General features: G+C 69.0%; 14 protein-coding genes. All 14 read left to right on the top strand.

Going from position 1 to position 13,942, the window contains the following annotated elements:
• The first annotated feature begins 37 nt into the window (after positions 1–37).
• Positions 38–694: a DUF4386 domain-containing protein gene (locus ACFSVL_RS06085; protein ID WP_378301218.1), complete on the top strand. Its 657-nt coding sequence runs from the start codon at positions 38–40 to the stop codon at positions 692–694.
• A gap of 10 nt (positions 695–704) precedes the next feature.
• Entirely contained in the window at positions 705–1,394 is a 690-nt protein-coding gene (locus ACFSVL_RS06080) for a demethylmenaquinone methyltransferase (protein ID WP_378301216.1), read from the top strand.
• Between the two features lie 10 nt (positions 1,395–1,404).
• Positions 1,405–2,697, top strand: coding sequence for a geranylgeranyl reductase family protein (locus ACFSVL_RS06075; protein WP_378301214.1), 1,293 nt, complete (start codon positions 1,405–1,407; stop codon positions 2,695–2,697).
• 529 nt (positions 2,698–3,226) lie between these two features.
• Positions 3,227–3,637, top strand: coding sequence for an NADH-quinone oxidoreductase subunit A (locus tag ACFSVL_RS06070; RefSeq protein WP_378301994.1), 411 nt, complete (start codon positions 3,227–3,229; stop codon positions 3,635–3,637).
• Positions 3,638–3,641: 4 nt separating this feature from the next.
• Positions 3,642–4,190: a NuoB/complex I 20 kDa subunit family protein gene (locus ACFSVL_RS06065; protein ID WP_009072052.1), complete on the top strand. Its 549-nt coding sequence runs from the start codon at positions 3,642–3,644 to the stop codon at positions 4,188–4,190.
• 6 nt (positions 4,191–4,196) lie between these two features.
• Positions 4,197–4,958 (top strand): NADH-quinone oxidoreductase subunit C, encoded by a 762-nt coding sequence (locus ACFSVL_RS06060; protein WP_378301212.1) that lies wholly within the window; start codon positions 4,197–4,199, stop codon positions 4,956–4,958.
• Complete coding sequence (locus ACFSVL_RS06055) at positions 4,955–6,286, top strand: NADH-quinone oxidoreductase subunit D (RefSeq protein ID WP_378301210.1); 1,332 nt, start codon at positions 4,955–4,957, stop codon at positions 6,284–6,286. The genes ACFSVL_RS06060 and ACFSVL_RS06055 overlap by 4 nt, the downstream gene beginning before the upstream one ends.
• Positions 6,283–7,146, top strand: coding sequence for an NADH-quinone oxidoreductase subunit NuoE (gene nuoE / locus ACFSVL_RS06050; RefSeq protein WP_378301208.1), 864 nt, complete (start codon positions 6,283–6,285; stop codon positions 7,144–7,146). Before ACFSVL_RS06055 ends, nuoE begins: the two co-directional genes overlap by 4 nt.
• Positions 7,147–8,427 carry an NADH-quinone oxidoreductase subunit NuoF gene (gene nuoF, locus ACFSVL_RS06045; protein ID WP_037818886.1) on the top strand — a complete coding sequence of 427 codons (1,281 nt, stop codon included), beginning with the start codon at positions 7,147–7,149 and terminating at the stop codon, positions 8,425–8,427. It begins immediately after the preceding gene.
• On the top strand, positions 8,424–10,886 hold the full coding sequence (locus tag ACFSVL_RS06040) for an NADH-quinone oxidoreductase subunit G (protein WP_378301206.1): 2,463 nt from the start codon (positions 8,424–8,426) through the stop codon (positions 10,884–10,886). Before nuoF ends, ACFSVL_RS06040 begins: the two co-directional genes overlap by 4 nt.
• Positions 10,883–12,229, top strand: a complete 1,347-nt coding sequence (gene nuoH / locus ACFSVL_RS06035) for an NADH-quinone oxidoreductase subunit NuoH (protein WP_378301204.1) — start codon at positions 10,883–10,885, stop codon at positions 12,227–12,229. The genes ACFSVL_RS06040 and nuoH overlap by 4 nt, the downstream gene beginning before the upstream one ends.
• Positions 12,216–12,758, top strand: coding sequence for an NADH-quinone oxidoreductase subunit NuoI (nuoI, locus tag ACFSVL_RS06030; RefSeq protein WP_337823298.1), 543 nt, complete (start codon positions 12,216–12,218; stop codon positions 12,756–12,758). Before nuoH ends, nuoI begins: the two co-directional genes overlap by 14 nt.
• Complete coding sequence (locus ACFSVL_RS06025) at positions 12,755–13,633, top strand: NADH-quinone oxidoreductase subunit J (RefSeq protein WP_337823299.1); 879 nt, start codon at positions 12,755–12,757, stop codon at positions 13,631–13,633. The genes nuoI and ACFSVL_RS06025 overlap by 4 nt, the downstream gene beginning before the upstream one ends.
• Positions 13,630–13,929, top strand: a complete 300-nt coding sequence (nuoK, locus tag ACFSVL_RS06020) for an NADH-quinone oxidoreductase subunit NuoK (RefSeq protein ID WP_033291119.1) — start codon at positions 13,630–13,632, stop codon at positions 13,927–13,929. The genes ACFSVL_RS06025 and nuoK overlap by 4 nt, the downstream gene beginning before the upstream one ends.
• Positions 13,930–13,942: the final 13 nt, after the last annotated feature.

Raw genomic sequence — 13,942 nt, 5'->3', positions numbered from 1 at the left:
GTTCTAACAGTGAAACTAATTGACCTGGAGGTTCGTCATGACGACCATGACTCGTACGCAGGGTGGCCCGCCGCTGCTGGCCCCGGCGCTGGTGTTCGGGGCGCTGACCGTCGCGTCGGCCGTGCTCGGGGCGGCGGGGACTCGGCCGGACTCGACCGCGGCGGAAATCGCGGAGTACATCGGCGGCAATCGAGGGGTCGTGCAACTGCTCGCGTTCGCGGTGTTCGGGGCGTCGATCCCGCTGGCGGTGTGGGCCGCGACGGCCTATCGCAGGCAGCGGCGGCTCGGGGTAGCGGCACCGGGCGCGGTGATCGGGCTGACCGGTGGCGTGCTGTCCGCGGCCGCGCTCGCGATGAGCGGGCTGATCACCTGGACGGCCGCGCAGGCCAGCGACAGCCCGGCGGTGGCGCGGGCGTTGACCAGCCTCGCGTTCGCGTCCGGCGGGCCGGGGTTCGTGGTGCCGCTGGCGTTGCTGATCGCCGGGATCGCGGTGCCCGCGTTGTTCCTGAAGCTGTTGCCGCGCTGGATGCCGATCGTGGGACTGGTGGTCGCCGCGGCCGCGGTGCTCGCCTCGCTGTCGTTGCTGACGCCGGCGCTGTATCCACTGATACCGGTCGGCCGGTTCGGCGGGCTCGTCTGGCTGATCGCCGCCAGCGTCCTGCTCCCGCGCGACCGCTCGGCACGGACGGACTAATCTCGGACCCATGCCCCGAGCGAGCCTGGACAAGGATCCGCACGAAGTCGCCGCGATGTTCGACGGCGTCGCGTCCGGTTACGACCGGGCGAACTCGTTCATGACGTTCGGGTTCGACCGGCGCTGGCGCACCACCACGGCGCGCGTGCTGGACGCCAAAACGGGGGAGAAGGTGCTCGACCTCGCGGCGGGCACCGGGGTGTCCACCGTCGAGTACGCGCGCGGCGGCGCCTGGTGCCTCGCCGCCGACTTCTCCGTCGGGATGCTCAAGGCGGGCCTGCACCGCAACGTGCCGATGGTCGCCGCGGACGCGATGCGCCTGCCGTTCGCCGACGACAGCTTCGACGCGGTCACGATCTCGCTGGCGCTGCGGAACTTCGTGGACACCAAGGGCGCGCTCGCGGAGATCCTGCGGGTGGTCAAACCGGGCGGGCGGCTGGTGATCTGCGAGGTGTCGACGCCCACCTTCGCCCCGATCCGGTTCATCTACCGGCGGTTCATCCTGAAGCTGCTCACGTGGGTCGGCAGCCGGTCCTCGACGAACCCCGAGGCCTACTCCTACCTGGCCGAATCGATGCTCGCCTGGCCCGATCAGCGCGGCCTCGGCGAGATCATCGCGAGCGCCGGCTGGACCGAGGTCGAGTGGCTGAACCTCACATTCGGCGTCGTCGCGATCCACCGGGCGCGCAAGCCTGCCTAAACTCGGCGGTATGACGACTTCGCGCCGCAACCCGGACCACGACGCCGAAGTGATCGTGGTCGGAGCGGGACCGGCTGGTTCGACGGTGGCCACCTACCTCGCCCGGGCGGGCGTGGACGTGCTGCTGCTGGAGAAGACCGTCTTTCCGCGCGAGAAGGTGTGCGGGGACGGGCTCACGCCGCGTGGGGTGAAGCAGCTGATCGATCTTGGTCTCGACACCAGTGAAGAGGCTGGGTGGGTGCGTAGCCGGGGGCTGCGGATTCTCACCGGCGATCTGACGCTGGAGTTCGATTGGCCGGACCTCACGGACTACCCGCCGTATGGGGTGTCTCGTACTCGGCAGGACTTTGACGACCTGCTGGCGAAGACCGCGGTGAAGGCTGGGGCTCGGTTGTATGAGCGGACCACGGTGACCGGTGCGATCACCAACGCGTCCGGCCGGGTGGTTGGGGTCGAGGCGAAGGTCGGGGCGGACAAGACGCCGGTTAGTTACCGGGCGCCGTTGGTGCTGGCTTGCGATGGGGTGTCGGCGCGGCTTGCGTTGAGCGTTGGCATCGACAAGAACGAGAAGCGCCCGATGGGCGTCGCGGTGCGGCGGTACTACAAGAGCCCGAAGCACGACGACCCGTTCATTGAGGGCCACCTCGAACTGTGGGACCGGTCTGATCCGCGCGATCCGAAGCTGCTTCCGGGCTACGGCTGGGCGTTTCCGCTTGGGGACGGGACGGTCAACGTCGGACTCGGAATGCTGTCGACGTCGGCTTCCTTCCGCAACACCGACTATCGGGCGTTGCTGCGGCAGTGGCTCGACGGGACTCCGGAGGAGTGGGGCTACCGCGAGGAGAACGCGATCGGCAAGGTCGGCGGGGCCGGGCTGCCGATGGGGTTCAATCGGACGCCGCACTACCGCAATGGACTGCTGCTGCTCGGCGACGCCGGTGGCATGGTGAGCCCGTTCAACGGTGAGGGCATTTCGGCGGCGATGGAGTCGGCGCAGCTCGCGGCTGAGGCTGTGGTGCAGGCTCTTGCCCGGCCGGAGGGGCCGTCGCGGGAACGCGCGCTGGAGGGCTACCCGCGCGCGGTCGGCGAGCTGATGGGTGGCTACTACCGGCTTGGCAACGTCTTCGCGAAGCTGATCGGCAAGCCGAAGATCATGCACGCGGCCACCAAGTACGGGCTGCGGGTCAACAAGATCCTTCCCTTGGTGTACAAGGGACTTTCCGGCTGCTACGACGCCCGCGGCGGCGACGGCGTTGACCGGCTGATCGCGGCTCTCGCCCGCGTTACTCCAAGCCCGCGCTAACCCTCCCGCCCGCGCCCCAATGTGGCGTTGGGTGCATGCGACGCACCCAATGTGGCATTGGGTGCATCTGACGCACCCAATGCCACATTGGGGCGCTCCCCGCGGTGAGCATTACCCGGGTGGAGCAATCGGTTGTCCGGCCGGTCAGTGTGTTACGTCACAAGATCGAGTCGCGCTTCTGGGCCGGTGCGGTTCTTGAAGAGGCCTTTACCGCTGGTCTCGCGATTGCGGGTGGGGGTGGGCCTGGGGGACCGCCGGGGCAGGTTAGGGCCGCCTTAGTCCGTAACCCCTCGGGACAAGAGTGTGACTCACGTCCTACACTCCCCCCATGCTTTGTGAATCGCTTCACAACCGCGACGAGTCGCTTGTGAACTATTTCACAAGCGTGCCGTGGTCCGGACACGGGCCGTAAGGGCACCCTGACCCTCGGCGGTGTGACCCAGCTCCCTTAGGGTCGCCGTCGAGGACTCGGACCACCACCCGAGAACAACCGCAGCGGCGCGGAAAGGATGGCGAAGACCCCGTGCTGATGGTGCCCGTGCTGGCGCAGGCCGATCCCGGACCGGCAGCGCCCGGACTGAACGTGTATCTGCCGCTCGTCCTGCTCTTCGTGCTCGCGGCGGCGTTCGCCGTCTTCTCCGTGCTGCTGGGACCGCTCGTGGGCCCCAAGCGGTACAACCGTGCGAAGACCGAGGCTTACGAGTGCGGCATCGAACCTTCGCCGCAGCCGCTGGTCGGCGGCGGCCGGATGCCGGTGGCCTACTACATCACGGCCATGCTCTTCATCCTGTTCGACATCGAGATGGTGTTCCTCTACCCGTTCGCGGTGAACGCCAATGCTCTCGGGGTGTTCGGCTTGGTGGAGATCGTGCTGTTCATCGTGACGGTCGGGTTCGCGTACGCCTACGTGTGGCGGCGCGGCGGCCTGGATTGGAACTGAACCCATGGGCCTGGAAGAAAAACTCCCCAACGGCATCCTGCTGGCCAGCCTCGAGGGACTGGTCAACTGGGCACGCAAGAACTCCCTGTGGCCTGCCACCTTCGGGCTCGCCTGCTGCGCGTTCGAGATGATGTCGGTCGGCGGTTCGCGCTACGACATCGCGCGCTTCGGCATGGAGCGGTTCTCCGCGACGCCCCGGCAGGCCGACCTGATGATCGTGGCCGGCCGGGTCACCCAGAAGATGGCCCCGGTGCTGCGCCAGATCTACGACCAGATGGCCGAGCCCAAGTGGGTCCTCTCGATGGGCGTCTGCGCCTCGTCCGGCGGGATGTTCAACAACTACGCCGTCGTGCAGGGCGTCGACCACATCGTGCCGGTCGACATGTACCTGCCCGGCTGCCCGCCGCGGCCGGAAATGCTGCTCGACGCGATCCTCAAGCTGCACGCCAAGATCCAGGACGAGCCGATCAACGCCCGCCGCGCCGCGATTCGCGCGGCCAGCGGGGCCCGTACCGAGCTGATCCCGTCCTCGATCAAGTACGCGAAGAAGTGAGCACCGGTGCCTGAGAACCCCGAAGAGACTCCCGAAACCGGCGGCCCGCAGTCCAGCGCGGAGCGGCCCGAAGCCGGCCTTGAGGCGCACGGTCCCGGAGCGGCCGAACCGGTCGTCGCCGGGCGCGAACGCAAGGGCATGTTCGGTGTCCGCGGAAGCGGGGACACCTCCGGCTACGGCGGCCTGCGGCTGCCCGCGTACAGCCCGCCGCCCGCGGAGCGCCCGTACGGCGGCTGGTTCGACGAGTTCGCCGACGAGTTCATGGCGGCCTTGGCGGACAACAAGATCCCGCCGTCGGCGATCCTCCAGACCACTGTGGACCGCGGCGAGATCACCTTCTACGTCAGCCGCGAGCACCTCGTCGGCATCGCGAAGGTGCTGCGCAACGACGCCGGGCTGCGGTTCGAGATGCTGATGGCGGTGACCGGCGTCGACTACGGCGTGGACGTCCCGCAGCGGATGCACGCGGTCTACGACTTCCTGTCGATGACCTACCGCCGCCGGATCCGGCTCGAAGTCACCATGGACATGGACGACCTGCACGTCCCGTCGCTGGTTCCGGTCTACGCGACCGCGGACTGGCACGAGCGCGAGGCCTACGACATGTTCGGCATCGTCTTCGACGGCCACCCCGGATTGACCCGCATCTTCATGCCGGACGACTGGGACGGCTTCCCCCAGCGCAAGGACTACCCGCTCGGCGGGATCCCGGTCGAATACAAGGGCGCGGAAATCCCGCCGCCGGACCAGCGGAGGTCGTACTCGTGACCATCAACGAAGAAACGACGGAAGCCGAGTACGCCGAAGTCCGGGAAACCACTGAGGGCCCGGTGTACCACGTCTCCGGCGGGGACTGGGACGAAGTCCTCGGCGACGCCCAGCACGACGACCGCATGGTCATCAACATGGGCCCGCAGCACCCGTCGACGCACGGCGTGCTCCGGCTCGTGCTGGAGCTGGAAGGCGAGACGATCACGCAGCTGCGCGCGGTCGTCGGCTATCTGCACACCGGCATCGAGAAGAGCGCGGAGTTCCGCAACTGGACCCAGGGCGTCACCTTCGTGACGCGCGCGGACTACCTCGCCCCGCTGTCCAACGAGATGGCGTACTGCCTCGGCGTCGAGAAGCTGCTTGGCGTCAAGGCCCCGCCGCGCGCGGAGCTGCTGCGCGTGCTGCTGCTGGAGCTGAACCGGATCACCTCGCACCTGGTGTTCATCGCGACCGGCGGCATGGATCTCGGCGCCACCACCGCGATGACGCTCGGCTTCCGCGAGCGCGAAGAAGCCATGCACCTGCTGGAGTACCTGACCGGCCTGCGGATGAACCACGCGTTCATCCGTCCCGGCGGGCTCGCCCAGGACCTGCCGGAGGACTGGGCCGAGAAGGTCCTCGACTTCTGCAAGATCATGGACAAGCGGCTTCCGTTGTACGACAAGATGTTCACCGGCCAGCCGATCTGGCGCAACCGGCTCAAGGACGTCGGAGTGCTGCCGCTCGACGCGTGCCTCGAACTCGGCATCACCGGCCCGGTCCTTCGCGCCGCCGGCCTGCCGTGGGACCTGCGCAAGACCGAGCCGTACTCGCGCTACGACGAACTCGAGTTCGACATCCCGACCTCGACCGACGCGGACAGCTGGGCGCGGTACCTGCTGCGGCTGGAGGAAATCCACCAGAGCCTGCGGATCATGAAGCAGGTCGCGAAGATGGCCGAGCCGGGCCCGGTCATGGTGGAGGACAAGAAGATCGCCTGGCCGGCGCAGCTGTCCATCGGCAGCGACGGCATGGGCAACTCGCTCGGCCACGTCAAGAAGATCATGGGCCAGTCGATGGAATCCCTGATCCACCACTTCAAGCTCGTCACCGAGGGCTTCCACGTGCCGGCGGGCCAGGTCTACGCGCCGGTCGAGTCGCCGCGCGGCGAGATCGCCGCGCACCTGGTGTCCGACGGCGGCACCCGGCCGCTGCGCGTGCACCTGCGGGAGCCGAGTTTCGTGAACATGCAGGCGATGCCCGCGATGGCCGAAGGCGGCCTGGTGGCCGACCTCGTCGTCGTGATCGCCTCGATCGACCCGGTTCTGGGGGGAGTTGACCGATGACGAACCCGACCGCAGTCCCGGAGCCGGGGCCGCACGACGCGACGAAGACCTACGCCGCCGCGGGAGCCGACACCGACGTCGCCGCGATCGCGCCCGACCCGTCGCTGGCCGAGGGAATCCTCGCCGACGCGCCGGCGGTGGACGTGTTCGACGCCGACACGCACCGCGAGGCGAAGGAAATCGTCGCCCGGTACCCGATGTCGCGTTCGGCGCTGCTGCCGATGCTGCACCTCGTGCAGTCGGTGCAGGGCTACGTGAGCCAGGAGGGCATCGCCTTCTGCGCACAGCATCTCGACCTCACCGACGCCGAGGTCAGCGCGGTCGCGACGTTCTACACCATGTACAAGCGCCGTCCGTGCGGCGAGCACCTGGTGAGCGTCTGCACCAACACGCTGTGCGCGGCGCTGGGCGGCGACGACATCTACAAGAAGCTCCAGACGCACCTCGGTTCCGCCGAGAAACCGCTGGGGCACGAGGAAACCGCTGGCACTCCCGGTGAGCAGGGCTCGCTCACCCTGGAGCACGCGGAATGCCTCGCGGCCTGCGACCTCGGTCCGGTCATCCAGGTGAACTACGAGTACTTCGACAACCAGACGCCGGAGAAGGCGGTCGCGCTCGTGGACGCGTTGCAGGCAGGCAAAAAGCCCGCGCCGACGCGTGGCGCGCCGCTGTCGGACTTCAAGGGCGCGGAGCGGCAGCTCGCCGGGTTCTGGCCGGAGGACGACGCCACCTACCGCGGCGACGTGGACGGTCCGTCGCAGGCGGTCGAGACCCTGCGCGGCGCGCAGATCGCGGCCGACCGCGGCTGGTCCGCCCCCGGTGCACAGGATGTTCCGCTTCCTGAAGTGGAGAAGAAGTAAATGGCTGATCCCATCACTCCGGTCCTCACGAAGCGCTGGCTGTCCCCGGAATCCTGGCGCATCGAGACGTACGAGGCACTTGAGGGCTACACCGCGGCGCGCAAGGCGCTGGCCGCGACGCCCGAGCAGCTCGTGCAGGTGGTTAAGGACTCCGGCCTGCGCGGCCGCGGCGGCGCGGGGTTCCCGGCGGGCGTGAAGTGGTCGTTCATGCCGCCGAACGAGGACAAGCCGCACTACCTGGTGATCAACGCCGACGAGGGCGAACCCGGTACCTGCAAGGACATTCCGCTGATGATGGCGGACCCGCACTCGCTGATCGAGGGCTGCATCATCGCCTCGTACGCGATGCGGTCGCACCACTGCTTCATCTACGTCCGGGGCGAGGCGTTGCACTGCATCCGCCGGCTCAACGCGGCCGCACGCGAGGCGTACGCGAAGGGCTACCTCGGCAAGAACATCTTCGGCACCGGCTGGGACCTTGAGCTGACCGTGCACGCCGGGGCCGGCGCGTACATCTGCGGCGAGGAAACCGCGTTGCTGGACTCGCTCGAAGGCCGCCGCGGCCAGCCCCGGCTCAAGCCGCCGTTCCCCGCCGCCGCCGGGCTGTATGCCGCGCCGACGACGGTGAACAACGTCGAGACCATCGCGAGCGCGTCGTACATCATCAACGCTGGCTCGTCCTGGTTCCGCGAGATGGGCCGCGAGAAGTCGCCCGGCCCGAAGATCTACTCGATCTCCGGCCACGTCGAGAAGCCCGGCCAGTACGAATGCCCGCTCGGCACCACGCTGCGCGAGCTGCTGGAGCTGGCCGGCGGCATGAAGGACGGGATCCCGCTCAAGTTCTGGACCCCGGGAGGCTCGTCCACCCCGATGTTCACCGCCGAGCACCTCGACGTCCCGCTCGACTTCGAGGGCGCGGCCGAGGCCGGTTCGATGCTCGGCACCACCGCGGTGCAGGTCTTCAACGAGACCGTTTCGGTGCCGTGGGCGGTCATGAAGTGGACGCAGTTCTACGAGCACGAGTCCTGCGGCAAGTGCACGCCGTGCCGCGAGGGCACGTACTGGCTGGCGCAGATCCTGGAGCGGATGGTCGAGGGCCACGGCACCGAGGAGGACATCGACACACTCCTCGACGTGTGCGACAACATCTTCGGCCGCTCGTTCTGCGCGCTCGGCGACGGCGCGGTGTCGCCGATCCAGAGCGGCATCAAGTACTTCCGGGACGAGTTCCTGGCCTTGTGTGAGAGCAACAAGCGCGAATTGGTGGGAGCGCAGGCATGACGATCGCGCCCGACAAGCCCGAAACGGCTGAGAAGCCGGTTCCCGAGGGCTACGTCAAGCTGACCATCGACGGCGAAGAGGTCATCGCGCCCAAGGGCGAGCTGCTGATCCGCACCGCCGAACGGCTCGGCACGAGCATCCCGCGGTTTTGCGACCACCCGCTGCTCGACCCGGCGGGCGCGTGCCGCCAGTGCCTGGTCGAGGTCGAGATGGGCGGCCGTCCGATGCCGAAGCCGCAGGCCTCGTGCACGATGACGGTCGCCGACGGCATGGTGGTGAAAACGCAGCTCACCTCGCCGGTCGCGGACAAGGCGCAGCAGGGCGTGATGGAGCTGCTGCTCATCAACCACCCGCTGGACTGCCCGATCTGCGACAAGGGCGGCGAATGCCCGCTGCAGAACCAGGCGCTCGCGCACGGCCGCGCGGAATCGCGGTTCGTGGACACCAAGCGCACGTTCCCGAAGCCGCTGCCGATCTCGTCGCAGGTGCTGCTCGACCGCGAACGCTGCGTGCTGTGCCAGCGCTGCACCCGGTTCTCCGACCAGGTGGCGGGCGACCCGTTCATCGCGCTGCTCGAACGCGGCGCGCACCAGCAGATCGGCACCGCGGAAACCGCCGACGTGCTGGACCTCGCCTCCCGCACCACCGGCGGCGAGCCGTTCCAGAGCTACTTCTCCGGCAACGTGATCCAGATCTGCCCGGTCGGCGCGCTCACCAGCGCGGCGTACCGGTTCCGGTCGCGGCCGTTCGACCTGGTGTCGGCGCCGAGCGTGTGCGAGCACTGCTCGTCCGGCTGCGCCGAGCGCACCGACTTCCGGCGCGGCAAGGTCCAGCGCAAGCTGGCCGGCGACGACCCGGAGGTCAACGAGGAATGGCTGTGCGACAAGGGCCGCTTCGCGTTCCGCTACGTCCAGGCCGGTGACCGGATCCGCCGCCCGCTCGTCCGCAACGCCAACGGAGAGCTGGAGGAAGCGTCCTGGACCGACGCGCTCCGGATCGCCGCGGAAGGGCTGCTGAAGGCCCGCGAGGGCAAGGGCGGCGCGGTGCTCACCGGTGGCCGGCTGACCGTCGAGGACGCCTACGCGTACTCGAAGTTCGCCCGGATCGCCTTGCGCACCAACGACATCGACTTCCGCACTCGCGCGCACTCGGACGAGGAGTTGGCGTTCCTCGGCTCGACGGTCGTGGGCACCACACCGGAAACCGGCGTGACGTTCGGCGAGGTCGAGCAGGCCAAGACGGTGCTGTGCGTCGCGTTCGAGCCCGAGGACGAAGCGCCGATCGTGTTCCTGCGGCTGCGCAAGGCGGCCCGCAAGAACCGCACCCGCGTTGTCCACTTGGGACAGTGGACGACCTCGTCGGTGCGCAAGACCTTTGGCGAACTGCTGGCCTGCGTCCCCGGCGGCGAAGCGGCCGCGGTGGACGGCATCGCCCAGCACGCGGCCGACGTCGACACCGCGCTCAGCGGCGAAGGCGCGGTGATCCTGGTCGGCGAGCGGGCCGCGGAGATCCCCGGCCTGTTCTCCGCGCTGCTGCGGCTCACCGCCCGCACCGGTGCCCGGCTGGCGTGGATCCCGCGCCGCGCCGGCGACCGGGGCGCGCTCGAAACCGGTTGTGTGCCAACGCTTCTGCCGGGCGGCCGTTCGGTCGCCGACGACGCGGCGCGCGCCGAGGTCGGAAAGCAGTGGGGCACCGAGCTTCCGGCCGAACCGGGCCGCGACGTCACCGGCATCCTGCAGGCCGCTTCGGGCGGCGAGCTGGACGCGCTCGTGCTCGGCGGCGTCGACCCGAACGACCTCCCGGACCCGGACCTGGCCCGCCGCGCGCTGGACAACGCCGGGTTCGTGGTCAGCCTGGAACTGCGGGCGAGCGAGGTCACCGAACGGGCCGACGTGGTCCTGCCGGTCGCCCCGGCGGTCGAGAAGTCCGGCAGCTACCTCAACTGGGAGGGCCGCCGCCGCGACTTCGCCGCGACGCTGGAGGGCACCGGTTCCCTGCCGGACGGCCGAGTTCTCGACACCCTGGCTGTCGAGATGGACGCCGACCTGTTCACCCAGACCCCGGCCGCCGCCGCGGGCGACTTCGCGAAGCTCGCGCCGGTCGCCCCCTCAGTGAGCGCGCCGTCGGTTGCCGCCGCGGCGGCTCCGGTCCCGAACGGCAAGGCAGTGCTCGCCACCTGGCGGCAGCTGATCGACAACGGCTCGCTGCAGGACGACGAACCGCACCTCAAGGGCACCCAGCGGCCGCCGGTCGCCCGGCTTTCGGCGAAGACCGCCGAGGGCCTCGGCGGCACGGTCCGGGTGTCGAACGAGCGCGGGTCGATCACCCTGCCGGTCGAGGTCGCCGACCTGCCGGACGGCGTGGTGTGGCTGCCCGGCAACTCCGACGGCTCGGCCGTCCGCGCCGCACTCGCCGCCGGACACGGCGCGCTCGTGCAGATCTCCGGAGGTGACCAGTGAGCCCGCAGCTCACACAGTTCCTCGCCGAGTACCCGGACGCGGCGGAACGCGCCCGGCTACTGGCTGACGACCCGTGGTGGCTCGTCCTGATCAAGGCGGTCGTGGTCCTGCTGATCGGGCCGGTCCTGACGATCTTCCTGATCGTGTGGGAGCGCAAGGCGATCGGCCGGATGCAGAACCGGCCCGGCCCCAACCGGGTCGGCCCCGGCGGCTACCTGCAGTCGCTCGCCGACGCGATCAAGCTCCCGTTCAAGGAGCAGATCATCCCGGACACCGCCGACCGCAAGGTGTACTTCCTCGCGCCGGTGCTGTCCGCGGTCCCCGCGCTGATCGCGCTGTCGGCCATCCCGTTCGGCCCGGTGGTCTCGATCTTCGGGCACCAGACGGTGCTGCAGCTGATGGACCTCCCGGTCGGCGTGCTGGTGATCCTCGCCTGCTCGTCGGTCGGCGTGTACGGCATCGTGCTGGCGGGCTGGGCTTCCGGTTCGCCGTACCCGCTCTTCGGCGGCATGCGCTCGGCGGCGCAGGTGATCTCCTACGAGATCGCGATGGGCCTCTCGATCGTCGCGGTGATCCTGTACTCCGGCTCGCTGCAGACGTCGGAAATCGTGCAGGCGCAAACGCACGGCTGGTACTTCTACATGCTCATCCCGAGCTTCGTGATCTACGTGATCTCGATGGTCGGCGAGACGAACCGCGCGCCGTTCGACCTCCCGGAGGCCGAATCCGAGCTGGTCGGCGGGTTCCACACCGAGTACAGCTCGATGAAGTTCGCGATGTTCTTCCTCGCCGAGTACGTCAACATGGTGATCGTTTCGGCGTTCTGCACCACGTTGTTCCTCGGCGGCTGGCGGTTCCCGTTCGTCGGCGACGATTCGCCGCTGAACCAGAACTGGTGGCCGATCCTCTGGTTCTTCGCCAAGACCTTCATCCTGCTGTTCGGCTTCATCTGGCTGCGCGGCACGCTGCCGCGGCTGCGGTACGACCAGTTCATGCGGCTGGGCTGGAAGGTCCTGGTCCCGGTGAACCTGGTGTGGATCGTGGTCGTGGTCGCGATCAAGACGATCCAGTGGAGCTGGCCGCAGATCCTCGTCGGCGTCGGCATCGTGCTGGTGGTGCTCGTGCTGCTGAGCCTCGCGCTGCCGGACAAGAAGGTGCCCGAATCGGAGTACGTGGACCTGGCGGGCAGCGGCTATCCGCTGCCGCCGCTCGACCTGCGGGTCCCGGACGCCACGCCGCGGCAGAAGGCGCTGGCCAAGGCCGAGGCGAAGGCCGCGCGGCGCAAGCCGGCCGGCGTCACCGCGGCGGCCGCACAGGAAGGAACGGAAGATGGCGGCAACTGACTTCCTCAATCCCATCAAGGGATTCGGCGTCACCTTCGGGATGATGTTCAAGAAGGTCGCGACCGAGGAGTACCCCGAGGCCGGCGCCCCGGCCGCGCCGCGCTACCACGGCCGCCACCAGCTCAACCGGCATCCGGACGGGCTGGAGAAGTGCGTCGGCTGCGAGCTGTGCGCGTGGGCGTGCCCGGCGGACGCGATCTTCGTCGAGGGCGGCAACAACACCGACGAAGAGCGGTACTCGCCGGGAGAGCGCTACGGCGCGGACTACCAGATCAACTACCTGCGCTGCATCGGCTGCGGCCTGTGCATCGAGGCGTGCCCGACCCGGTCGCTCACCATGACCAACTTCTACGAGCTGGCCGACGACGACCGGCAGCGGCTCATCTACACCAAGGAAGACCTGCTCGCCCCGCTGCTGCCGGGCATGGAGCAGCCGCCGCACCCGATGCGGCTCGGCGACAACGAGCAGGACTACTACGTGAACGGCCCCGAGCTGGCCGCGGGCGCGCAGCAGGAGGCGAAGAAGTGATCGCCGCCCTCCTCGCGCAGGCCCCGGCGTCCGGCGTCGACGCGTCCGTGACGACCGGCGAGGCCATCGCGTTCTGGATCCTCGGCCCGCTGTCGCTGCTGGGCGCGCTCGGGATGATCTTCTCCCGCAACGCCGTGCACTCGGCGCTGTGGCTGGTGCTCACGATGCTGACGCTGGGCGCGCTGTACATGACGCAGTCCGCGCCGTTCCTCGGGTTCACCCAGATCATCGTCTACACCGGCGCGATCATGATGCTGTTCCTGTTCGTGCTGATGCTGGTCGGCCGGGACAGCTCGGACTCGGTGGTGGAGGTGCTGCGCGGGCAGCGGCTCGCCGCGGGGGTGCTCGGCATCGGGCTCGCCGCGCTGATCGCCGCGGGCGTGTTCCGTGCGCTGGTCAACGTGACCCCGGCGCAGCCGCTCGACCCGTACCAGCAGACCGGCGGCGGCCCCGGCGGGCTCGGCAGGCTGATCTTCACCCAGTACCTGTTCCCGTTCGAGCTGACCTCGGCGCTGCTGATCACCGCCGCGCTCGGCGCGATGGTGCTGGCCTTCACCGGCCGGACCGCGAAGAGCAAGCTCTCCCAGCGGGAACTGGTCAAGCTGCGCTTCCGCGGCGAGCACGACCGCCCGTCGCCGCTGCCCGGTCCCGGCGTGTTCGCCACCGCCAACTCGGTCTCGACCCCGGCACTGCTGCCGGACGGTTCGGTCGCGCCGGAGTCGCTGTCGGAGATCATCGAGGCCACCTCGGCGATCCGGCTCATGCGCGAGCGCAAGCTCATCGCGGACGAGGGCCCGAAGCCCGACGCGCACGCACTGGTCGGCGGCGTCGAAAAGGCCGAGCCCGCCGAGGAAGAAGAAGGGGAAGGAAAGTGACCCCGAGCTACTACCTGCTGCTGTCCGCGCTGCTGTTCTGCATCGGCGCGGTGGGCGTGCTGGTCCGCCGCAACGCGATCGTCGTGTTCATGTGCATCGAGCTGATGCTGAACGCGGTGAACCTGACCCTGGTCACCTTCGCCCGCATCAACGGCGGGCTGCACGGCCAGGTCATGGCGTTCTTCGTGATGGTGGTCGCGGCCGCCGAGGTCGTGGTGGGGCTGGCGATCATCATGGCGATCTTCCGCACCCGCCGTTCGGCCTCGGTCGACGACACGAACCTGCTGAAGTACTGAGGGAGACGACCGA

The organism is Amycolatopsis silviterrae, from assembly GCF_042684085.1.
In the GTDB taxonomy this organism is placed as follows: Bacteria; Actinomycetota; Actinomycetes; order Mycobacteriales; family Pseudonocardiaceae; genus Amycolatopsis; species Amycolatopsis silviterrae.
This window is presented reverse-complemented; position numbering and strand designations above follow the sequence as displayed.

Coding starts and splice junctions, on each gene's coding strand:
- ACFSVL_RS06085 (WP_378301218.1), top strand. CDS start 38: ATGACGACCATGACTCGTACGCAGGGTGGCCCGCCGCTGCTGGCCCCG.
- ACFSVL_RS06080 (WP_378301216.1), top strand. CDS start 705: ATGCCCCGAGCGAGCCTGGACAAGGATCCGCACGAAGTCGCCGCGATG.
- ACFSVL_RS06075 (WP_378301214.1), top strand. CDS start 1,405: ATGACGACTTCGCGCCGCAACCCGGACCACGACGCCGAAGTGATCGTG.
- ACFSVL_RS06070 (WP_378301994.1), top strand. CDS start 3,227: ATGGTGCCCGTGCTGGCGCAGGCCGATCCCGGACCGGCAGCGCCCGGA.
- ACFSVL_RS06065 (WP_009072052.1), top strand. CDS start 3,642: ATGGGCCTGGAAGAAAAACTCCCCAACGGCATCCTGCTGGCCAGCCTC.
- nuoE (WP_378301208.1), top strand. CDS start 6,283: ATGACGAACCCGACCGCAGTCCCGGAGCCGGGGCCGCACGACGCGACG.
- nuoF (WP_037818886.1), top strand. CDS start 7,147: ATGGCTGATCCCATCACTCCGGTCCTCACGAAGCGCTGGCTGTCCCCG.
- ACFSVL_RS06040 (WP_378301206.1), top strand. CDS start 8,424: ATGACGATCGCGCCCGACAAGCCCGAAACGGCTGAGAAGCCGGTTCCC.
- nuoI (WP_337823298.1), top strand. CDS start 12,216: ATGGCGGCAACTGACTTCCTCAATCCCATCAAGGGATTCGGCGTCACC.